Source organism: Streptococcus mitis (genome assembly GCF_019929545.1).
GTDB classification, from domain to species: Bacteria; Bacillota; Bacilli; order Lactobacillales; family Streptococcaceae; genus Streptococcus; species Streptococcus mitis_BU.
On record NZ_JAHZPT010000005.1, the window covers coordinates 23773 to 43712 of the forward strand.

At 42.9% G+C, this 19940-nt stretch carries 20 protein-coding genes and 1 riboswitch; of the genes, 17 read left to right on the forward strand and 3 right to left on the reverse strand.

The window, feature by feature from the left end; all coding sequences use genetic code 11:
- Positions 1-55 precede the first annotated feature (55 nt).
- From K1I71_RS02665 to K1I71_RS02680, 4 genes are all read left to right on the forward strand, one after another.
- Positions 56-2392, forward strand: a complete 2337-nt coding sequence (locus K1I71_RS02665) for an endonuclease MutS2 (protein WP_223330151.1) — start codon at positions 56-58, stop codon at positions 2390-2392.
- Positions 2393-2555: 163 nt separating this feature from the next.
- Positions 2556-2644, forward strand: a riboswitch (glycine riboswitch).
- A 90-nt stretch (positions 2645-2734) separates the two neighbouring features.
- Complete coding sequence (locus K1I71_RS02670) at positions 2735-4057, forward strand: alanine/glycine:cation symporter family protein (protein WP_223330152.1); 1323 nt, start codon at positions 2735-2737, stop codon at positions 4055-4057.
- 131 nt (positions 4058-4188) lie between these two features.
- Positions 4189-4737 carry a carboxymuconolactone decarboxylase family protein gene (locus K1I71_RS02675; RefSeq protein ID WP_000206768.1) on the forward strand — a complete coding sequence of 183 codons (549 nt, stop codon included), beginning with the start codon at positions 4189-4191 and terminating at the stop codon, positions 4735-4737.
- Positions 4738-4847: 110 nt separating this feature from the next.
- Positions 4848-5747, forward strand: a complete 900-nt coding sequence (locus K1I71_RS02680) for a TDT family transporter (protein ID WP_223330153.1) — start codon at positions 4848-4850, stop codon at positions 5745-5747.
- 24 nt (positions 5748-5771) lie between these two features.
- Here K1I71_RS02680 and serS read toward each other — a convergent pair whose 3' ends face one another.
- The 3 genes from serS to K1I71_RS02695 form a co-directional block, all read right to left on the reverse strand.
- Entirely contained in the window at positions 5772-7046 is a 1275-nt protein-coding gene (serS, locus tag K1I71_RS02685; RefSeq protein WP_223330154.1) for a serine--tRNA ligase, read from the reverse strand.
- Between the two features lie 213 nt (positions 7047-7259).
- A complete protein-coding gene (locus K1I71_RS02690) occupies positions 7260-7631 on the reverse strand; it encodes a DUF956 family protein (RefSeq protein ID WP_000079350.1) in 372 nt (123 codons plus the stop codon).
- Positions 7632-7633: 2 nt separating this feature from the next.
- Positions 7634-8998, reverse strand: coding sequence for an aspartate kinase (locus K1I71_RS02695; RefSeq protein ID WP_223330155.1), 1365 nt, complete (start codon positions 8996-8998; stop codon positions 7634-7636).
- 210 nt (positions 8999-9208) lie between these two features.
- Here K1I71_RS02695 and K1I71_RS02700 point away from each other — a divergent pair, with 210 nt between their 5' ends.
- The 13 genes from K1I71_RS02700 to K1I71_RS02760 all read left to right on the forward strand — a co-directional run bounded on the left by K1I71_RS02700 (position 9209) and on the right by K1I71_RS02760 (position 19769).
- Positions 9209-9994, forward strand: a complete 786-nt coding sequence (locus tag K1I71_RS02700) for an enoyl-CoA hydratase (protein ID WP_223330156.1) — start codon at positions 9209-9211, stop codon at positions 9992-9994.
- A gap of 93 nt (positions 9995-10087) precedes the next feature.
- On the forward strand, positions 10088-10522 hold the full coding sequence (gene fabT, locus K1I71_RS02705) for a fatty acid biosynthesis transcriptional regulator FabT (protein WP_223330157.1): 435 nt from the start codon (positions 10088-10090) through the stop codon (positions 10520-10522).
- Positions 10522-11496 (forward strand): beta-ketoacyl-ACP synthase III, encoded by a 975-nt coding sequence (locus K1I71_RS02710; protein ID WP_223330158.1) that lies wholly within the window; start codon positions 10522-10524, stop codon positions 11494-11496. The genes fabT and K1I71_RS02710 overlap by 1 nt, the downstream gene beginning before the upstream one ends.
- A 58-nt stretch (positions 11497-11554) precedes the next feature.
- On the forward strand, positions 11555-11779 hold the full coding sequence (locus K1I71_RS02715) for an acyl carrier protein (RefSeq protein ID WP_000257838.1): 225 nt from the start codon (positions 11555-11557) through the stop codon (positions 11777-11779).
- A 117-nt stretch (positions 11780-11896) separates the two neighbouring features.
- A complete protein-coding gene (gene fabK / locus K1I71_RS02720) occupies positions 11897-12871 on the forward strand; it encodes an enoyl-[acyl-carrier-protein] reductase FabK (RefSeq protein WP_223330159.1) in 975 nt (324 codons plus the stop codon).
- Positions 12864-13787 carry an ACP S-malonyltransferase gene (gene fabD, locus K1I71_RS02725; RefSeq protein ID WP_223330160.1) on the forward strand — a complete coding sequence of 308 codons (924 nt, stop codon included), beginning with the start codon at positions 12864-12866 and terminating at the stop codon, positions 13785-13787. The genes fabK and fabD overlap by 8 nt, the downstream gene beginning before the upstream one ends.
- A gap of 40 nt (positions 13788-13827) precedes the next feature.
- Complete coding sequence (fabG, locus tag K1I71_RS02730; RefSeq protein ID WP_045604898.1) at positions 13828-14559, forward strand: 3-oxoacyl-[acyl-carrier-protein] reductase; 732 nt, start codon at positions 13828-13830, stop codon at positions 14557-14559.
- A gap of 21 nt (positions 14560-14580) precedes the next feature.
- Positions 14581-15816, forward strand: a complete 1236-nt coding sequence (gene fabF / locus K1I71_RS02735) for a beta-ketoacyl-ACP synthase II (protein ID WP_223330161.1) — start codon at positions 14581-14583, stop codon at positions 15814-15816.
- Positions 15817-15818: 2 nt separating this feature from the next.
- Positions 15819-16304 (forward strand): acetyl-CoA carboxylase biotin carboxyl carrier protein, encoded by a 486-nt coding sequence (gene accB, locus K1I71_RS02740; protein WP_004262899.1) that lies wholly within the window; start codon positions 15819-15821, stop codon positions 16302-16304.
- Positions 16301-16723 (forward strand): 3-hydroxyacyl-ACP dehydratase FabZ, encoded by a 423-nt coding sequence (gene fabZ, locus K1I71_RS02745; RefSeq protein WP_000565515.1) that lies wholly within the window; start codon positions 16301-16303, stop codon positions 16721-16723. Before accB ends, fabZ begins: the two co-directional genes overlap by 4 nt.
- A gap of 11 nt (positions 16724-16734) precedes the next feature.
- The gene (accC, locus tag K1I71_RS02750) at positions 16735-18102 is read left to right on the forward strand and encodes an acetyl-CoA carboxylase biotin carboxylase subunit (protein WP_172934073.1); all 1368 of its coding nucleotides are present in this window, start codon (positions 16735-16737) and stop codon (positions 18100-18102) included.
- Positions 18103-18138: 36 nt separating this feature from the next.
- Positions 18139-19005: an acetyl-CoA carboxylase, carboxyltransferase subunit beta gene (accD, locus tag K1I71_RS02755; RefSeq protein ID WP_223330162.1), complete on the forward strand. Its 867-nt coding sequence runs from the start codon at positions 18139-18141 to the stop codon at positions 19003-19005.
- Positions 19002-19769, forward strand: coding sequence for an acetyl-CoA carboxylase carboxyl transferase subunit alpha (locus tag K1I71_RS02760; RefSeq protein WP_223330163.1), 768 nt, complete (start codon positions 19002-19004; stop codon positions 19767-19769). The genes accD and K1I71_RS02760 overlap by 4 nt, the downstream gene beginning before the upstream one ends.
- Positions 19770-19940 lie beyond the last annotated feature (171 nt).

The following is a 19940-nucleotide window of genomic DNA, read 5'->3' on the forward strand; positions in this document are numbered from 1 at the left end:
CTATCAGAATGTTAAAAGCTACCATACCTAGACATTCAAAGACAAGGAAATAAAGATGAATAAGAAAATATTAGAAACATTAGAGTTCAATAAGGTCAAGGCTTTGTTTGAACCCCATTTGTTGACTGAGCAGGGCTTGGAGCAATTGAGACAGTTGGCTCCGACTGCCAAAGCAGATAAAATCAAACAGGCTTTTGCTGAGATGAAGGAAATGCAGGCTCTCTTTGTCGAGCAACCGCATTTTACTATTCTTGCAACCAAGGAAATCGCAGGAGTTTGCAAGCGTTTGGAGATGGGAGCAGACCTTAATATTGAGGAGTTCCTACTCTTGAAGCGCGTACTTCTTGCTAGCCGAGAACTGCAAAGTTTTTATGCCAATCTGGAAAATGTCAGCTTGGAAGAATTAGCCCTTTGGTTTGAGAAATTACATGATTTTCCGCAGTTACAAGGAAATCTTCAAGCTTTTAATGATGCAGGTTTCATTGAAAATTTTGCCAGTGAAGAATTGGCGCGCATCCGTAGAAAAATCCATGATAGCGAGAGTCAGGTACGCGATGTCTTGCAAGATTTGCTCAAGCAAAAAGCGCAGATGTTGACAGAAGGGATTGTTGCCAGCAGAAATGGCCGTCAGGTTTTACCAGTCAAAAACACCTACCGCAATAAGATTGCTGGTGTCGTTCATGATATTTCTGCTAGTGGAAATACCGTCTATATCGAACCCCGTGAGGTGGTCAAACTGAGCGAAGAAATTGCCAGTTTGCGAGCAGATGAGCGCTATGAAATGCTTCGCATTCTCCAAGAAATTTCTGAGCGTGTTCGCCCTCATGCGGCTGAGATTGCTAATGACGCTTGGATTATCGGTCATCTGGACTTGATTCGTGCCAAGGTCCGATTTATCCAAGAAATGCAAGCAGTCGTTCCTCAGCTGTCAGAAAATCAGGAAATTCAACTGCTCCATGTATGTCATCCTCTGGTCAAAAATGCCGTCGCAAATGATGTCCATTTTGGTCAAGATTTAACAGCGATTGTCATTACAGGACCCAATACAGGTGGGAAGACCATCATGCTTAAAACTCTAGGCTTGACGCAGGTTATGTCTCAGTCCGGTTTGCCGATTTTAGCAGATAAGGGAAGTCGCGTTGGTATTTTTGAAGAAATTTTTGCTGATATTGGCGATGAGCAGTCTATTGAGCAGAGCTTGTCTACCTTCTCTAGCCACATGACCAATATTGTGGATATTCTTGGCAAGGTCAACCAAGATTCACTCTTACTCTTGGATGAGTTAGGAGCTGGTACAGACCCCCAAGAGGGAGCTGCTCTTGCCATGGCTATTCTGGAGGACCTTCGCCTGCGTCAAGTCAAGACCATGGCGACCACTCACTATCCAGAACTCAAGGCCTATGGTATCGAGACAGCCTTTGTGCAAAATGCCAGCATGGAGTTTGATACTGCAACTCTTCGCCCGACCTATCGCTTTATGCAGGGTGTTCCTGGTCGAAGCAATGCCTTTGAAATTGCCAAACGTTTAGGACTATCTGAAGTTATCGTAGGAGATGCTAGCCAGCAGGTCGATCAGGACAATGATGTCAACCGGATTATTGAGCAACTGGAAGAGCAGACGCTGGAAAGCCGTAAACGCTTGGACAATATCCGTGAGGTGGAGCAAGAAAATCTCAAGATGAACCGTGCTCTCAAAAAACTTTACAACGAGCTCAATCGTGAAAAGGAAACCGAGCTTAATAAGGCGCGTGAACAGGCTGCTGAGATTGTGGACATGGCCCTCAGTGAGAGTGACCAGATTCTCAAAAATCTCCACAGCAAATCCCAACTTAAACCCCACGAAATCATTGAAGCCAAGGCCAAGCTGAAAAAATTAGCTCCTGAAAAAGTAGATTTATCTAAAAACAAGGTCCTTCAAAAGGCCAAGAAAAAACGAGCTCCAAAGGTGGGAGATGATATCGTGGTGCTCAGTTACGGACAGCGTGGTACCTTGACCAGTCAACTCAAGGACGGCCGCTGGGAGGCCCAAGTTGGCTTGATTAAGATGACCTTAGAAGAGAAAGAGTTTGACCTTGTTCAAGCCCAGCAAGAAAAGCAAGTCAAGAAGAAACAAGTCAATGTTGTGAAACGAACTTCTGGTCGTGGCCCTCAAGCCAGACTGGACCTTCGAGGCAAACGTTATGAAGAGGCCATGAATGAGCTAGATGCCTTTATAGACCAAGCCTTGCTTAACAATATGGCTCAAGTTGATATCATCCATGGTATCGGAACAGGAGTCATCCGTGAAGGAGTTACCAAATACCTACAAAGAAACAAGCATGTCAAGAGTTTCGGCTATGCCCCACAAAATGCTGGAGGTAGTGGTGCGACTATTGTGACTTTTAAAGGATAGAAGTATTCCAGGCTTTATACAGTAAAAACTGTTGAATTAAGTTTTATTAATAAACACATTGACAAAAGCCAACATTTTTTGTAAAATAAGAATCAATTAAATACCAACACCGAATGAAGTTTAATAGAAGTGGAGAATCGTTTGATTTTCCATGACTGTAAATGGACGGAACTCTGGAGAGACCGTAAAGGCACCGAAGGGGCAAGGCAGGCAACTGCTCAAACTCTCAGGTAAAAGGACAGAGCTAGGATAGACCGCTTTTTAGCATTTATCTAAGCATTCCAGAGTACATGTATCTTGCATGTGCTCTTTCTTTTGGGGTTGAAAAGATAGGAGAAGGAAATGTTAGAATTGCTTAAATCAATCGATGCTTTTGCTTGGGGCCCACCCCTTTTGATTTTATTGGTCGGAACAGGGATTTACCTAACTGCTCGTCTAGGACTTTTGCAGGTTTTGCGTCTGCCCAAGGCTTTCCAGCTTATTTTTACTAAGGACAAGGGGCATGGCGATGTATCCAGCTTTGCGGCCTTGTGTACAGCCCTCGCAGCGACAGTTGGTACGGGAAATATTATCGGGGTGGCGACGGCTATCAAGGTCGGTGGCCCAGGAGCCCTCTTTTGGATGTGGATGGCTGCTTTCTTTGGGATGGCTACCAAATATGCGGAAGGACTACTAGCTATCAAATACCGTACCAAGGATGAACATGGTGCAGTAGCGGGAGGTCCGATGCACTATATTCTTCTAGGGATGGGAGAAAAGTGGCGACCACTTGCTATCTTCTTTGCCCTGGCAGGTGTGCTAGTAGCTTTGTTAGGAATCGGAACCTTCACCCAAGTCAACTCGATTACAGAATCTATCCAAAATACAACGACTATTTCGCCAGCTATCACCGCTCTTGTGTTGTCTGTATTTGTAGCGATTGCAGTCTTTGGTGGACTCAAGTCCATTTCTAAGGTTTCAACTACCGTTGTTCCTTTTATGGCCATCATCTATATTTTGGGGACTCTTACAGTTATTTTCTTTAATATCGAGAAAATCCCTGCCACAATCGCTTTAATCTTGACATCAGCATTTAGTCCTGTTGCTGCGGTAGGTGGATTTGCAGGTGCTAGCATTCGAATGGCTATTCAAAATGGTGTAGCGCGTGGTGTGTTCTCAAACGAATCTGGTCTGGGTTCGGCTCCCATTGCAGCGGCTGCGGCTAAGACAAATGAACCAGTAGAGCAAGGTTTGATTTCCATGACAGGAACCTTTATTGACACCCTCATTATCTGTACCTTGACTGGTTTAACAATCTTGGTGACTGGTGTTTGGAGTGGTGATTTGAATGGAGTTGCCTTGACTCAGTCAGCCTTCTCAACAGTCTTTTCACACTTTGGACCTGCTCTCTTGACCATCTTCCTTGTGCTCTTTGCCTTTACAACGATTCTTGGTTGGAACTACTATGGAGAACGTTGTTTCGAGTTCCTCTTTGGGGTTCGCTTTATCTGGCTCTACCGTGTGGTCTTTGTACTCATGGTCTTGTTGGGAGGATTTATCGAGTTGGATATGGTTTGGATTATCGCAGATATTGTCAATGCCTTGATGGCTCTGCCAAACTTGATTGCCCTCTTAGTTTTATCACCAGTCGTTATTGCTGAGACTAAAAAGTATTTTGACAAATAATGGAATCACACATCGCGTGTGATTTTTTGCTTTCATAAAAAATTTCTATCGGTGCAATTTAAAATATATATTATGCAAGGTATAGAATCTGTGATAGACTAGATTTCAACAACATGAAAAGAGGTTTTATGATGACAACATTTACCATCCATACAGTAGAATCAGCACCAGCAGAAGTGAAAGAAGTTCTTGAAACAGTAGAAAAAGATAACAATGGCTATATTCCCAACCTAATCGGTCTCTTGGCTAATGCACCTACCGCCTTAGAAGCCTACAGAACTGTCGGAGCCATCAATCGTCGCAACAGCTTGACACCCGTTGAGCGTGAAGTGGTGCAAATCACGGCAGCTGTAACCAATGGTTGTGCCTTCTGTGTCGCCGGTCATACAGCTTTTTCCATCAAACAAATCCAGATGAACGATGATCTTCTGCAAGCCCTTCGCAATCGTACTCCAATCGAAACAGATCCTAAATTGGACACCCTAGCTAAGTTTACTTTGGCAGTTATCAATACCAAGGGTCGTGTAGGAGATGAAGCCTTGGCTGAGTTTCTAGAAGCTGGCTACACCCAACAAAATGCCTTGGATGTTGTTCTTGGTGTCAGCCTAGCAAGCCTCTGTAACTATGCCAACAACCTAGCCAATACCCCAATTAACCCAGAATTGCAACCTTATGCCTAATTCATATCTGAGTAAAAAATGAAGTCTGAAATTAACGGACTTCGTTTTTTAAGTCCTCATTTAAGTGCTTTTATGCTATACTGAAACTAACATGATTATTGGAGGTTAGGATGAAAAAACTCCCCTTAGTATTTTCTGGTTGTTTGCTAGGTTTGGCAGGAGCTGGAAATCTTATGTTAGATACGTTGCCGATTCTGTCTCATCTGTTGAGTCTGACAGGTTTGGTTTTATGGATTTACTTTCTGATTTTGCATCTGTTTAATTGGAAGGAAACCAAGCAAGAATTGACCAAGCCTCCTCTTTTGTCAGGAATGGCTACCTTTCCCATGGCTGGGATGATTTTATCGACTTATGTCTTTCGCGTCTTCCCTTATCTTCCTTTGGTTGCGCAAGGGCTCTGGTGGTTTTCATTTCTCTTGGATGTGGCCTTGATTGCTGCTTTCACCATCAAGTTTGCCTGTCCAGGAAAGAGAGTCAGTGCGACTCCAAGCTGGACGGTTCTCTATGTAGGGATAGCAGTGGCTGCCTTAACCTATCCTCTTGTAGGCATCATCGAGATTGCCTATGCGACCTTGAGTTTTGGTTTTCTATTGACCTTCTATCTCTACCCACTTATTTATAGCGATTTAAAGAAACATCCACTCCCACTAGCCTTGCTTGGTCAAGAAGGAATCTACTGTGCTCCTTTCTCTCTACTCTTGGCTTCCCTAGTTCGAGTTGGAGGAGCTAGCCTACCGAATTGGGTCTTAATCGTCATGATCTTGGCTTCCCAATCCTTCTTTTTCTTTGTTTTAACTCGTCTGCCCAATATTTTAAAACAAGGTTTTCAACCAGCCTTCTCAGCCCTCACCTTCCCAACCATTATCACAGCTACCTCGCTCAAGATGGCTCAGGGAATCTTGAAACTTCCATTTTTGGATTATTTGGTACTGGCTGAAACCGCTATTTGCTTAATTATTTTGCTCTTTGTATTAGGCGCTTATCTGAATTGGTTACGAAAAAAGGTCTAGCTAGAAATAGCTAAACCTTATTTTTTATGGTTTGATAACTTCAGCTCCACCCATGTATGGACGAAGAGCTTCTGGGATGGTCACAGAACCATCTTCATTTTGGTAGTTTTCAAGAATAGCAGCCACTGTACGTCCAACTGCAAGTCCAGAACCGTTCAAGGTATGGAGGAGTTTCACCTTGCCATCTGCTTCATCACGGTAACGGATTTGGGCACGACGGGCTTGGAAATCTTCTGTGTTTGAACAGCTTGAGATTTCACGGTAGGTGTTTTGTGCTGGAATCCAAACTTCTAAGTCGTAAGTCTTAGCAGCTGAGAAGCCCATATCTCCAGTAGAGAGAGCAACGACACGGTATGGAAGGTTCAGTTTTTGAAGGATATTTTCAGCGTTGGCTGTCATTTTTTCCAATTCTTCGTAAGATTCTTCTGGTTTGGCAAATTTGACCATTTCAACCTTGTGGAATTGGTGCAAACGAATCAAGCCACGAGTATCACGACCAGCAGAACCAGCCTCAGAACGGAATGATGGACTCATAGCAGTGAAGTAGATTGGCAGGTCTTTACCGTCCAGGATTTCATCACGGTAGTAGTTTGTCAGAGGAACTTCAGCTGTAGGAATAAGGACATAATTGCTGTCGCTGAGTTCAAAAGTGTCTTCCTTGAATTTTGGATATTGACCAGTACCAAACATAGAATCGTGGTTAACCATGTAAGGCGTGATGACTTCAGTATAGCCTTCCTTGCCATGCTCGTCCAACATAAAGTTGTAGAGAGCACGTTCCAAACGAGCACCGAGGCCTTTATAGAAGAGGAAGCGAGCGCCTGTTACTTTACCACCGCGTTCCCAGTCAAGAATACCAAGGTCTTCACCAAGATCCCAGTGGGCTTTTGGCTCGAAGTCAAACTCGCGTGGAGTCCCCCAACGGCGAACTTCCACATTGTCATCTTCATCAGCTCCAACAGGAACGCTGTCAGCTGGGATATTTGGAAGAGTAGTAGTAAATTCTGTCAATTTAGCATCGATTTCTGCCAATTCAGCATCCAAGGCTTTGACTTCAGCAGATAGATTTTGCATGGCAGCAATCTTGTCATCTGCATTTTCCTTGTTGCGCTTAGCTTGGGCAATCTCAGCAGAAACTGTGTTACGTTCAGCCTTGAGAGTTTCAACCTTGACTAAAATATCACGACGTTTAGCGTCGATTTCTTTCATCTCATTCAAGACAGCAGCATCTACTCCACGTGTAGCTAATTTTTCTGCGACAGCATCAAAGTCTGTACGAATACGTTTGATATCTAACATAAGAACTCCTTTATGAAAAAAGCACACCTGACAAAGCGTTGGAGTGGCAGGGCCACGGTTCCATCCAACTTCACAGGTGTGCACTTGATTGTGTATGCAATTGTTACTAACGGTAGAATTTCACCTATCCCTCCTATCTGCTCGCAGCACCCGCAGACTTTCTGAAAGAAGAAGATAACCTACTTATCCGTTGCTATGATTATACTAAAGTTTCTACTTTTTTGCAAATAGATTTTTAAATTTTTGACTAATGGTTTGAATCAGGGTCGGAAGTTTGACGACCTTGTCATTGCCCAGTTTTTCGCGAGCAATTTTAAGAATGGCACCTGAGTCTTTTGAAGCAAAGAGGAATTTTCCTCTGTCTGTAAAGACTTCGAAGTGGCGACTGATTTTGCGACCAGTGACATTAGCTCCAATTTGGTTGATATGGCTCCAAGGAATCTGGATAAATTGTTCAACATTGACATCGGGGTAAAATTCCAAAGCCTGATCTCCGACAAGGAATTTCCCAACTTTCCCAGCTATAGAGAGGTAGGAGGTGCCTGTCGTATTGAGGAGCACTGTTTTGTTAAGTGATTGAGCCATGCTTAGTCTTCCTTACTTTCACCGAAAAAGGCATTGTAGAGGGCTTTAATAGCTGCTTTCTCTTGGTCCTTATGGACAACAAACATGATAGACACTTCACTAGAACCTTGAGACATCATCTGGATGTTGATCTTATTTTCAGATAGAGCACGTGTCGCAGTAGCAGTTACTCCGATATGGCTCTTCATCTTTTCTCCAACAATCATAATGATTGAAAGGTCGTGCTCGATTTCTGCATGGTCTACTTCAGCCTTTTGAACCAACTGACGAAGGATTTCTTCTTCCTTGATAGGAGTTAGTTCGCGAGAACGGAGAATGATTGAAAGATCGTCGATACCTGTTGGCATATGTTCCCAACCGATGTTAAGATCTTCAAGGATTTGAAGAACCTTGCGTCCAAATCCAACCTCACGGTTCATGAGGTATTTAGACATGTTGATGCTGACAAAGCCAGAGTCACCAGCAATTCCTACTACTGGGAACTTGTCACTACTGTGTTTTAGAACGATACGAGTACCTGGATGGTCAGGGTTGTTGGTATTCTTGATAACCAGAGGAATTTTTCCACGGTAGGCGGGAAGAAGGGCTTCATCATGAAGGACTGAGAAGCCTGCATAGGCCAACTCACGCATTTCACGGTAGGTCAACTCTGGGATAGAGTGTGGTTGGTGAATGATTCCTGGGTGAGCCGCAAAGATACCATCAACATCCGTAAAGTTTTCATAGAGGTCTGCCTTAACACCGGCAGCAATGATAGAACCTGTAATGTCTGATCCTCCACGTGAGAAGGTACAGATTTGATTTTCCTTGGTAACTCCAAAGAAACCAGGAATGACAAGAACTTCATTTGTATTTGTCAATTCTTCAATCTTGTCATAACTTGATGGAATGATGCGAGCGTGACCAGGTTCACTTGTGACCACAATACCAGCTTCTCTAGGGTGCACATAGCGTGCATCGATCCCGTTTTGATTAAAGTAGGCAGCAATCAATTTAGCATTGTTATTTTCACCAGCTGCTAGGAAAGTGTCATAGAGAAATTCGTTTTCTTCGATAGGAAGAGTAGCTAAGGCACGAATGCTTTTAGAAATTTTTTCTAGCACAGCTGGTTTAAGACCTAGTTCACTAACCATAGCAGCATAGCGGTCGATAATCCAGCTTTGGCTCTTGCTAATATCGTTACCAGCAACATAGTCGCGGTAGTATTTAATCAAGGCATCCGTAACCTTAGTATCTTCAGCATTGCGTTTACCAGGCGCAGAGACGACTACAAAACGACGCTCTGAATCGCTTTTGACGATGTTTAAAACTTTTTCTAATTGACTAGCAGAGGCAAGAGAGCTACCTCCAAATTTAACAACTTTCATAAGAACTCCTAAAGTAAGTATTTTATACGATTATAGCAGAAAGAAAGGCTTTTTTCAATGAAGAAAATAAGATGCTTTCTAGTATAAAGCGAGCCTTTCTAATCGGCTGAGACACTTTTAGTCGATTTTTTATTGCTTTCTGCTCCTAAAAAAGATATACTTTGAAAATAAAATAATTTAAATTGCTTATAAAATAAAAAAGGAGTCCAGATGGAACACATTGTTTATCAGCTTGAAGAGGATTTGGCAATCCTTACCTTGAATCGTCCTGAGGTCGCGAATGGTTTTCATATTCCTATGTGTGAGGAGATTTTAGAAGCTCTGACTTTGGCAGAAGAGGATCCGGCTGTGCATTTTGTCTTAATCAACGCGAATGGCAAAGTCTTTTCAGTTGGGGGAGATTTGGTTGAGATGAAGCGAGCAGTCGATGAGGATGATATTCCATCATTGACAAAAATCGCAGAATTGGTCAATACTATTTCTTATAAAATCAAGCAAATTGCTAAACCTGTCTTGATGGAGGTTGATGGGGCTGTTGCAGGTGCCGCAGCGAATATGGCTGTTGCTGCAGATTTCTGTCTGGCAACGGATAAGGCTAAATTTATCCAAGCTTTTGTTGGAGTTGGTTTGGCTCCGGATGCAGGAGGAATTCATCTCTTGAGTCGAAGTATTGGTGTGACGCGTGCTGCTCAATTAGCTATGACAGGTGAGGCTTTGAACGCAGAAAAAGCTCTAGAGTGGGGGCTGGTTTACCGTGTCTGTGAAGCTGATAAACTTGAAAAGACGAGAGAACAGCTCCTTAAAAAATTGAGACGCGGGTCAGCTAATTCCTATACAGCCATCAAGAAGTTGGTTTGGGAGAGCCAATTTAAAGACTGGCAGAGTTACGCTACTTTAGAACTTAACCTACAGGAATCACTAGCGAAAACAGAGGATTTCAAAGAGGGAGTTCGGGCTCATTCGGAAAGAAGAAGACCTAAATTTACAGGAAAATAAAAAAATACTTGCGCCATTCTTTGAACTTTGATATAATTCTCTTGTCAAATGTTTTGATTCTAAAAGTTTTTTTGAAAAGGAGGGAAGGAAAGATTGGACTACCAACGAATTAATGAATATTTAACGTCTATATTTAACAATGTCCTCGTTATTGACGAAGTTAGCTTGAGGGGTAGTCGTTTCAAGGATATCTCCATCAAAGAAATGCATACGATTGATGTGATTGGAAAAGTTCCAGATGTGACACCAAGTCAAGTGTCAAAAGAGTTGATGGTGACTCTTGGGACAGTTACGACTAGTTTGAATAATCTCGAACGCAAGGGTTACATTGAACGCATTCGTTCAGAACATGATCGACGTGTGGTACATCTGCATTTGACAAAGAAAGGTCGCTTGGTTCATAGGCTACATAAACGCTTCCACAAGGCCATGGTTGAAAAAATCATTGATGGTATGAGTAAGCAAGAAATTGAGGTTATGAGCAAAGGTTTGACTAATCTTTATCAATTTTTGGAGGATTTGAGATAATGGCTTTTGCAAAAATAAGCCAGGTTGCTCATTATGTGCCAGAGCAAGTGGTTACAAATCATGATTTGGCTCAGATTATGGATACCAATGATGAGTGGATTTCAAGTCGGACGGGAATACGACAAAGGCATATTTCAAGAACAGAATCTACTAGTGATTTGGCTACAGAGGTTGCTAAGAAACTGATGGAAAAAGCTGAAATCACAGGAGAGGAGTTGGATTTTATCATCCTAGCTACCATTACTCCAGATTCTATGATGCCCTCTACAGCTGCTCGTGTTCAAGCTAATATTGGTGCTAATAAGGCCTTTGCTTTTGACCTAACAGCGGCTTGCAGTGGATTTGTATTTGCTCTTTCAACTGCTGAAAAGTTTATTGCTTCTGGTCGCTTTCAAAAAGGTTTGGTGATTGGTAGTGAAACCCTCTCTAAAGCAGTCGATTGGTCAGACCGATCAACAGCTGTTTTGTTTGGAGATGGTGCTGGTGGAGTCTTGCTAGAAGCTAGCGAGCAAGAGCATTTCTTGGCAGAGAGTCTCAATAGTGATGGGAGTCGTAGCGAGTGTCTAACTTATGGACATTCAGGCTTGCATTCTCCGTTTTCAGATCAAGAAAGTGCAGATTCATTTTTGCAGATGGATGGGCGTGCAGTCTTTGATTTTGCTATTCGGGATGTAGCCAAGTCTATCAAACAGACTATTGATGAGTCTCCTATAGAGGCGACAGACTTGGATTATCTACTACTTCATCAGGCTAATGACCGTATTTTGGATAAGATGGCTAAAAAAATTGGTGTTAACCGAGATAAACTTCCGGCTAATATGATGGAATATGGGAACACCAGTGCAGCCAGTATCCCGATTTTACTTTCAGAGTGTGTAGAACAAGGCCTTATCCGTTTAGATGGTAGCCAGACTGTTCTTTTATCAGGCTTCGGTGGAGGCTTGACCTGGGGCACGCTCATTCTTACAATTTAGGTAATCATGTGGTGAACACATTGTTATAAAAAACTATTTATTTTAAAGGAGTCCTATCATGGCAGTATTTGAAAAAGTACAAGAAATTATCGTTGAAGAACTTGGAAAAGACGCATCAGAAGTAACACTTGAATCAACTTTTGATGATTTGGACGCAGATTCATTGGACTTGTTCCAAGTAATCTCAGAAATTGAAGATGCTTTTGATATCCAAATCGAAGCAGAAGATGACTTGAAAACAGTTGGTGACTTGGTTGCCTACGTTGAAGAGCAAACAAAATAAGCAGAATATAAGATAGAAGGAGTAGGGAAACCCGCTCCCTCTTGTTTAGGCAATAGTTTGATTGTCAAATTATGACGGTATCGAACTATTACGTAAGCAAGAAACGATGGAGGCACTATGAAAACGCGTATTACAGAATTATTGAACATTGATTATCCTATTTTCCAAGGAGGAATGGCCTGGGTTGCTGATGGTGATTTGGCAGGAGCTGTTTCCAAGGCTGGAGGACTAGGGATTATCGGTGGGGGGAATGCCCCGAAAGAAGTTGTCAAGGCAAATATTGATAAAATCAAATCATTGACAGATAAACCCTTTGGTGTCAACATCATGCTCTTGTCTCCCTTTGTGGAAGATATTGTAGACCTCGTTATCGAGGAAGGGGTTAAGGTAGTTACAACAGGAGCAGGAAATCCAAGTAAATACATGGAACGTTTCCATGCTGCTGGTATTACAGTTATTCCTGTTGTTCCAAGTGTTGCCCTAGCTAAACGCATGGAAAAAATCGGTGCGGACGCTGTTATTGCAGAAGGAATGGAGGCTGGGGGGCATATCGGTAAATTAACAACCATGACCTTGGTCCGCCAGGTTGCTGCTGCTGTATCTATTCCTGTTATTGCTGCAGGAGGGATTGCGGATGGTGAAGGTGCTGCTGCTGGATTTATGCTAGGTGCAGAGGCTGTTCAGGTTGGAACTCGCTTTGTCGTTGCCAAAGAGTCTAATGCCCATCCAAATTATAAGGCGAAAATTTTAAAAGCTAGAGATATTGATACTACAATTTCAGCTCAACACTTTGGACATGCTGTTCGTGCGATTAAAAATCAGTTGACTCGTGATTTTGAAAAAGCTGAGAAAGATGCCTTTAAACAAGAAAATCCCGATTTGGAAATTTTTGAACAAATGGGAGCAGGTGCTCTAGCTAAAGCGGTTGTTCACGGAGATGTGGATGGAGGCTCTGTCATGGCAGGTCAGATTGCAGGTCTTGTTTCCAAAGAAGAAACCGTTGAAGAAATACTAAAAGATTTGTATTACGGAGCAGCTAAGAAAATTAAAGAAGAAGCCTCTCGTTGGGCAGGAGTTGTAAGAAATGACTAAAACGGCCTTTTTATTTGCTGGCCAAGGTGCCCAGTATCTAGGTATGGGACGGGATCTCTATGATCACTACCCTATTGTCAAAGAAACGATTGATCAAGCGAGTCAGGTACTCGGTTATGATTTGCGTTATCTCATTGATACGGAAGAAGCAAAACTTAACCAGACCCGCTATACGCAACCCGCTATTTTAGCGACTTCAGTTGCTATTTACCGTTTATTGCAAGAAAAGGGCTATCAGCCTGATATGGTTGCTGGTTTGTCTCTTGGAGAATACTCTGCCTTGGTGGCCAGCGGTGCCTTGGATTTTGAAGATGCGGTTGTCTTGGTTGCTAAGCGTGGAGCCTATATGGAAGAAGCAGCCCCTGCTGGTTCTGGCAAGATGGTGGCAGTTCTCAATACACCAGTAGAGGTTATTGAAGAAGTCTGTCAAAAAGCTTCTGAACTTGGAGTGGTTACGCCAGCCAACTATAATACACCTGCACAAATCGTGATTGGAGGAGAAGTGGTTGCAGTTGATCGAGCTGTTGAACTCATGCAAGAAGCAGGTGCCAAACGCTTGATTCCTCTCAAGGTTTCAGGACCTTTTCATACCGCTCTCCTTGAACCTGCTAGCCAGAAACTAGCTGAAACACTAGATCAGGTAAGTTTTTCAGATTTTACTTATCCCCTAGTCGGCAATACAGAAGCTGCAATTATGCAAAAAGAAGACATTGCTCAACTCTTGACGCGTCAGGTCAAGGAACCAGTTCGTTTCTATGAAAGTATTGGGGCCATGCAAGAAGAAGGTGTAACCAACTTTATCGAGATTGGACCGGGGAAAGTCTTGTCAGGCTTTGTCAAAAAAATTGATAAGACAGCTAAACTAGCCAATGTTGAAGATCAGGCGAGTTTGGAAGCCTTGCTAGAAAACGAGTAATCCCTTCTCCCATAAATACAAGAGGAAACAGGAGAAAAGAATGCAACTAAAAAATAAAAATATCTTTATTACAGGTTCGAGTCGTGGAATTGGTCTTGCCGTTGCCCATAAGTTTGCTCAAGCAGGAGCCAATATTGTTTTAAACAGTCGTGGTGCAATTTCAGAAGAATTGCTCGCTGAGTTTTCAAACTATGGTGTCAAGGTGGTTCCCATTTCAGGAGATGTATCAGATTTTGCAGACGCTAAGCGTATGGTTGATCAAGCTATTGCAGAGTTGGGTTCAGTAGATGTTTTGGTCAACAATGCAGGGATTACCCAAGATACCCTGATGCTCAAGATGACAGAAGCAGATTTTGAAAAAGTGCTCAAGGTTAACTTGACTGGTGCCTTTAACATGACACAATCAGTCTTGAAACCGATGATAAAAGCCAGAGAAGGTGCTATCATTAATATGTCTAGTGTAGTTGGTTTGATGGGGAATATCGGTCAAGCTAACTATGCAGCTTCTAAGGCTGGTTTGATTGGTTTTACCAAGTCTGTGGCGCGTGAAGTGGCCAATCGCAATATCAGGGTTAATGCTATTGCACCTGGAATGATTGAGTCCGATATGACAGCTGTTCTATCAGACAAGGTAAAAGATGCTATGCTGGCACAAATTCCTATGAAAGAATTTGGGCAGGCAGAGCAGGTTGCAGATTTAACAGTATTTTTAGCAGGCCAAGATTATCTAACTGGTCAAGTGGTTGCCATTGATGGTGGCTTAAGTATGTAGCAGAAGCTAGAGGTAAAAAAGATGAAACTAAATCGCGTAGTAGTAACAGGTTATGGAGTAACATCTCCAATCGGAAATACACCAGAAGAATTTTGGAATAGTTTGACAACTGGAAAAATCGGAATTGGTCCAATTACAAAATTTGATCATAGTGACTTTGATGTGCATAATGCAGCGGAAATACAAGATTTTCCTTTTGATAAATACTTTGTTAAGAAAGATACCAATCGTTTCGATAACTATTCTTTGTATGCCTTGTACGCAGCTCAAGAAGCCGTTAATCATGCAGGTCTTGATGTAGAGACTCTTGACAAGGATCGTTTTGGTGTTATCGTGGCCTCTGGTATTGGTGGAATCAAAGAAATTGAAGATCAAGTGCTTCGCCTAAATGACAAAGGACCAAAACGTGTGAAACCATTGACCCTTCCAAAAGCCTTGCCAAATATGGCTTCAGGAAATGTTGCTATGCGTTTTGGAGCAAACGGTGTTTGTAAATCCATCAATACTGCCTGTGCTTCATCAAATGACGCGATTGGGGATGCCTTCCGCTCAATTAAATTTAGTTTCCAAGACGTTATGTTGGTAGGTGGTTCAGAAGCCTCTATCACACCTTTTGCTATTGCTGGTTTCCAAGCCCTAACTGCTCTCTCAACTACAGAGGACCCAACTCGTGCTTCCATTCCATTTGATAAGGACCGTAATGGTTTTGTCATGGGTGAAGGTTCTGGGATGTTAGTTCTTGAAAGCCTTGAACACGCTGAAAAACGTGGGGCTACTATCCTTGCTGAAGTGGTTGGTTACGGAAATACTTGTGATGCCTACCACATGACTTCACCACATCCAGAAGGTCAGGGAGCTATCAAGGCCATCAAACTAGCCTTGGAAGAAGCTGAGATTTCTCCAGAGCAAGTAGCCTATGTCAATGCTCACGGAACGTCAACTCCTGCTAATGAAAAAGGAGAAAGTGGTGCGATCGTAGCTGTTCTTGGTCAGGAAGTACCTGTATCATCAACTAAGTCTTTCACAGGACATTTGCTGGGTGCTGCGGGTGCAGTAGAAGCTATCGTCACAATCGAAGCTATGCGTCATAACTTTGTACCAATGACAGCTGGAACAAGTGAAGTATCAGATTATATCGAAGCCAATGTCGTTTATGGACAAGGCTTGGAGCAAGAAATTCCATACGCTATTTCAAATACCTTTGGTTTTGGTGGCCACAATGCAGTTCTTGCTTTCAAACGTTGGGAGAATAAATAACTATGAATTTAAACGATATTAAAGACTTGATGGCTCAATTTGACCAATCAAGTTTGAGAGAATTTTCTTATAAAAATGGGACGGATGAGTTGCAGTTTAGCAAGAATGAAGCGAGAATGGTGTCTGAAGTTGCAGCTCAAGTCGCTCCAGCGCCCGTTCTAGCAACACCAAGTCCAGTAGCTCCTACATCTGCTCCAGCAGAGACTGTAGCAGAAGAAGTTTCAGCTCCAGCAGAAGCAAGTATGGCTGCTGAGGGAGATGTTGTAGAGAGCCCACTTGTTGGGGTGGCTTACTTGGCTGCTGGTCCTGATAAACCTGCCTTCGTCACAGTTGGTGATAGTGTCAAAAAAGGTCAAACATTGGTAATTATCGAAGCCATGAAAGTCATGAATGAAATTCCAGCACCTAAGGATGGTGTGGTAACGGAAATTCTCGTTTCTAATGAAGAAATGGTTGAGTTTGGTAAAGGATTGGTACGTATCAAATGATCGATATTCAAGGAATCAAAGAAGCCCTTCCCCACCGTTATCCTATGCTCCTAGTAGACCGTGTGTTGGAAGTGAGCGAGGATACCATTGTTGCCATCAAAAATGTAACCATCAATGAGCCCTTCTTCAACGGTCATTTTCCTCAATACCCTGTCATGCCAGGTGTTCTGATTATGGAAGCCTTGGCGCAAACAGCTGGTGTCTTGGAGTTATCAAAACCTGAAAATAAAGGTAAACTAGTCTTTTACGCTGGTATGGACAAGGTCAAGTTTAAGAAGCAAGTTGTACCAGGTGACCAATTAGTTATGACGGCAACGTTTGTAAAACGTCGTGGCACCATAGCTGTGGTTGAAGCAAAGGCTGAAGTGGATGGCAAGCTTGCGGCCAGTGGAACTCTTACCTTTGCAATAGGGAACTAAGGAGGTTCTCCATGTTTCGAAAAATTTTAATTGCCAATCGTGGTGAAATTGCGGTTCGTATTATCCGTGCGGCGCGTGAATTGGGGATTGCGACGGTGGCGGTTTATTCAACTGCTGATAAGGAAGCCCTTCATACGCTTTTAGCAGATGAAGCAGTTTGTATCGGCCCTGGTAAGGCAACAGAGTCTTATCTCAATATTAATGCGGTTCTATCAGCTGCAGTCTTGACAGAAGCAGAAGCTATTCACCCAGGTTTTGGATTTCTCAGTGAAAATTCCAAATTTGCAACCATGTGTGAAGAGGTAGGGATCAAGTTTATTGGCCCATCTGGCCATGTTATGGATATGATGGGTGATAAGATTAATGCGCGTGCTCAGATGATCAAAGCAGGTGTGCCTGTCATTCCAGGTTCAGATGGAGAAGTGCATAACTCTGAGGAAGCTTTGATTGTTGCTGAAAAAATTGGCTATCCTGTTATGCTCAAGGCCTCAGCAGGTGGAGGCGGTAAAGGGATTCGTAAGGTTGAAAAGCCAGAAGACCTCGTTTCAGCCTTTGAAACTGCCTCTAGTGAAGCCAAGGCCAATTATGGCAATGGTGCCATGTACATAGAACGGGTTATCTATCCAGCTCGTCACATCGAGGTTCAAATCCTAGGAGATGAGCACGGGAATGTGATTCACTTGGGGGAACGGGATTGTTCTCTTCAACGGAATAACCAAAAGGTTTTGGAAGAAAGCCCTTCAATTGCAATCGGAAAAACGTTGCGCCATGAAATCGGTGCGGCTGCTGTTCGAGCGGCAGAGTCTGTTGGTTATGAGAATGCAGGGACCATTGAGTTCCTGCTTGATGAAGCCAGTGGCAAATTCTATTTCATGGAAATGAATACTCGTGTACAAGTAGAACATCCAGTAACAGAGTTTGTTTCAGGTGTGGATATCGTTAAGGAACAGATTCGCATTGCGGCAGGTCAGCCTCTGTCTGTTAAGCAAGAAGATATTGTCCTACGCGGTCATGCCATCGAGTGTCGTATCAATGCAGAAAATCCAGCCTTTAACTTTGCTCCAAGTCCAGGTAAGATTACCAATCTCTACCTGCCAAGTGGTGGAGTTGGCTTGCGCGTGGATTCAGCAGTTTATCCAGGTTATACCATTCCACCTTATTATGATAGTATGATTGCTAAAATCATCGTTCACGGTGAAAATCGTTTTGATGCCTTGATGAAAATGCAACGTGCTCTCTATGAACTAGAGATTGAAGGAGTGCAGACCAATGCAGATTTCCAGCTTGACCTCATTTCAGATCGCAATGTTATTGCTGGGGATTATGATACTTCCTTCTTGATGGAAACCTTCTTACCCAAATATCAAGAAAAAGAATAAAATGACTTCAAGAGTTTAAACCGAAAAGGGGAATCAATGGCTCTATTTAGTAAAAAAGATAAGTATATTCGAATCAATCCCAATCGTTCGATTAGGGAAAAACCTCAAGCCAAGCCAGAGGTTCCAGATGAATTATTCTCCCAGTGTCCAGGCTGTAAGCATACCATTTATCAGAAGGATCTGGGAAGTGAGCGTATCTGTCCGTACTGTAGCTATACCTTTCGTATTTCTGCCCAAGAACGCTTGGCTTTGACGATTGATATGGGAACATTCAAAGAATTGTTTACAGGGATTGAAAGCAAGGATCCCTTGCATTTCCCTGGTTATCAAAAGAAACTAGCAACTATGCGTGAAAAAAATGGTCTGGATGAAGCTGTTGTGACAGGAACTGCTCTTATTAAAGGTCAGACTGTGGCTCTTGGGATTATGGATTCCAACTTTATCATGGCTTCTATGGGTACGGTTGTAGGTGAAAAAATCACTCGTTTGTTTGAGTATGCGACTGTCGAAAAATTGCCAGTTGTTCTCTTCACAGCATCTGGTGGAGCCCGTATGCAGGAAGGAATCATGAGTCTCATGCAGATGGCCAAGATTTCTGCAGCAGTTAAACGTCATTCAAATGCAGGCCTATTTTACCTAACTATTTTGACAGATCCAACGACAGGTGGTGTGACAGCTTCTTTCGCTATGGAAGGTGATATCATTCTAGCTGAACCACAGAGTTTGGTCGGTTTTGCTGGGCGTCGTGTCATTGAAAATACGGTTCGTGAAAGCTTGCCTGAGGATTTCCAAAAGGCAGAATTCCTATTGGAACATGGCTTTGTGGATGCTATTGTCAAGAGAAGAGACTTGCCAGACACCATTGCTAGCCTAGTCAGATTGCACGGAGGTGGTCCTAGATGAATATTGCAAAAATAGTCAGAGAAGCGCGTGAGCAGAGTCGCTTGACAACTTTGGATTTTGCGACAGGCATTTTTGATGAATTTATCCAATTACATGGTGACCGTTCTTTCCGCGATGATGGTGCAGTTGTTGGTGGTATTGGATGGCTTGGGGACCAAGCGGTAACAGTGGTTGGTATCCAAAAAGGCAAGAGTTTACAAGATAACCTCAAGCGGAATTTTGGTCAACCGCATCCAGAAGGCTACCGCAAGGCCCTACGTTTGATGAAACAGGCTGAAAAGTTTGGTCGTCCAGTTGTGACCTTTATCAATACTGCAGGTGCCTATCCTGGTGTGGGAGCGGAAGAACGTGGACAGGGAGAAGCTATCGCTCGCAATCTCATGGAAATGAGTGACCTGAAAGTTCCGATTATCGCCATTATTATCGGTGAAGGTGGTTCAGGTGGAGCTCTGGCTCTGGCCGTTGCGGACCGTGTCTGGATGCTAGAAAATTCTATCTATGCCATTCTCAGCCCAGAAGGCTTTGCTTCCATTCTCTGGAAGGACGGAACTCGTGCCATGGAAGCGGCAGAACTGATGAAAATCACTTCGCATGAACTGTTAGAAATGGACGTGGTGGATAAGGTGATTTCTGAAGCAGGACTTTCTAGTAAAGAACTGATTAAGAGTGTCAAGAAAGAACTTCAAGCTGAGCTAGCTAGACTTTCACAAAAATCGTTAGAAGCGTTGTTGGAAGAACGCTATCAACGATTTAGAAAATACTAATACTCTTCGAAAATCTCTTCAAACCACGTCAGCTTCGCCTTACCGTGTATATGGTTACCGACTTCGTCAGTTCTATCCACAACCTCAAAACAGTGTTTTGAGCAACCTGCGGCTAGCTTCCTAGTTTGCTCTTTGATTTTCATTGAGTATAATTCTTTAGAATACGCAAAA

Bases quoted from the DNA above. Each gene is read 5' to 3' on its own strand.
- K1I71_RS02665 (WP_223330151.1), top strand. From the start codon at position 56: ATGAATAAGAAAATATTAGAAACATTAGAGTTCAATAAGGTCAAGGCT.
- K1I71_RS02670 (WP_223330152.1), top strand. From the start codon at position 2,735: ATGTTAGAATTGCTTAAATCAATCGATGCTTTTGCTTGGGGCCCACCC.
- K1I71_RS02675 (WP_000206768.1), top strand. From the start codon at position 4,189: ATGACAACATTTACCATCCATACAGTAGAATCAGCACCAGCAGAAGTG.
- K1I71_RS02680 (WP_223330153.1), top strand. From the start codon at position 4,848: ATGAAAAAACTCCCCTTAGTATTTTCTGGTTGTTTGCTAGGTTTGGCA.
- serS (WP_223330154.1), bottom strand. From the start codon at position 7,046: ATGTTAGATATCAAACGTATTCGTACAGACTTTGATGCTGTCGCAGAA.
- K1I71_RS02690 (WP_000079350.1), bottom strand. From the start codon at position 7,631: ATGGCTCAATCACTTAACAAAACAGTGCTCCTCAATACGACAGGCACC.
- K1I71_RS02695 (WP_223330155.1), bottom strand. From the start codon at position 8,998: ATGAAAGTTGTTAAATTTGGAGGTAGCTCTCTTGCCTCTGCTAGTCAA.
- K1I71_RS02700 (WP_223330156.1), top strand. From the start codon at position 9,209: ATGGAACACATTGTTTATCAGCTTGAAGAGGATTTGGCAATCCTTACC.
- K1I71_RS02710 (WP_223330158.1), top strand. From the start codon at position 10,522: ATGGCTTTTGCAAAAATAAGCCAGGTTGCTCATTATGTGCCAGAGCAA.
- K1I71_RS02715 (WP_000257838.1), top strand. From the start codon at position 11,555: ATGGCAGTATTTGAAAAAGTACAAGAAATTATCGTTGAAGAACTTGGA.
- fabK (WP_223330159.1), top strand. From the start codon at position 11,897: ATGAAAACGCGTATTACAGAATTATTGAACATTGATTATCCTATTTTC.
- fabD (WP_223330160.1), top strand. From the start codon at position 12,864: ATGACTAAAACGGCCTTTTTATTTGCTGGCCAAGGTGCCCAGTATCTA.
- fabG (WP_045604898.1), top strand. From the start codon at position 13,828: ATGCAACTAAAAAATAAAAATATCTTTATTACAGGTTCGAGTCGTGGA.
- fabF (WP_223330161.1), top strand. From the start codon at position 14,581: ATGAAACTAAATCGCGTAGTAGTAACAGGTTATGGAGTAACATCTCCA.
- accB (WP_004262899.1), top strand. From the start codon at position 15,819: ATGAATTTAAACGATATTAAAGACTTGATGGCTCAATTTGACCAATCA.
- fabZ (WP_000565515.1), top strand. From the start codon at position 16,301: ATGATCGATATTCAAGGAATCAAAGAAGCCCTTCCCCACCGTTATCCT.
- accC (WP_172934073.1), top strand. From the start codon at position 16,735: ATGTTTCGAAAAATTTTAATTGCCAATCGTGGTGAAATTGCGGTTCGT.
- accD (WP_223330162.1), top strand. From the start codon at position 18,139: ATGGCTCTATTTAGTAAAAAAGATAAGTATATTCGAATCAATCCCAAT.
- K1I71_RS02760 (WP_223330163.1), top strand. From the start codon at position 19,002: ATGAATATTGCAAAAATAGTCAGAGAAGCGCGTGAGCAGAGTCGCTTG.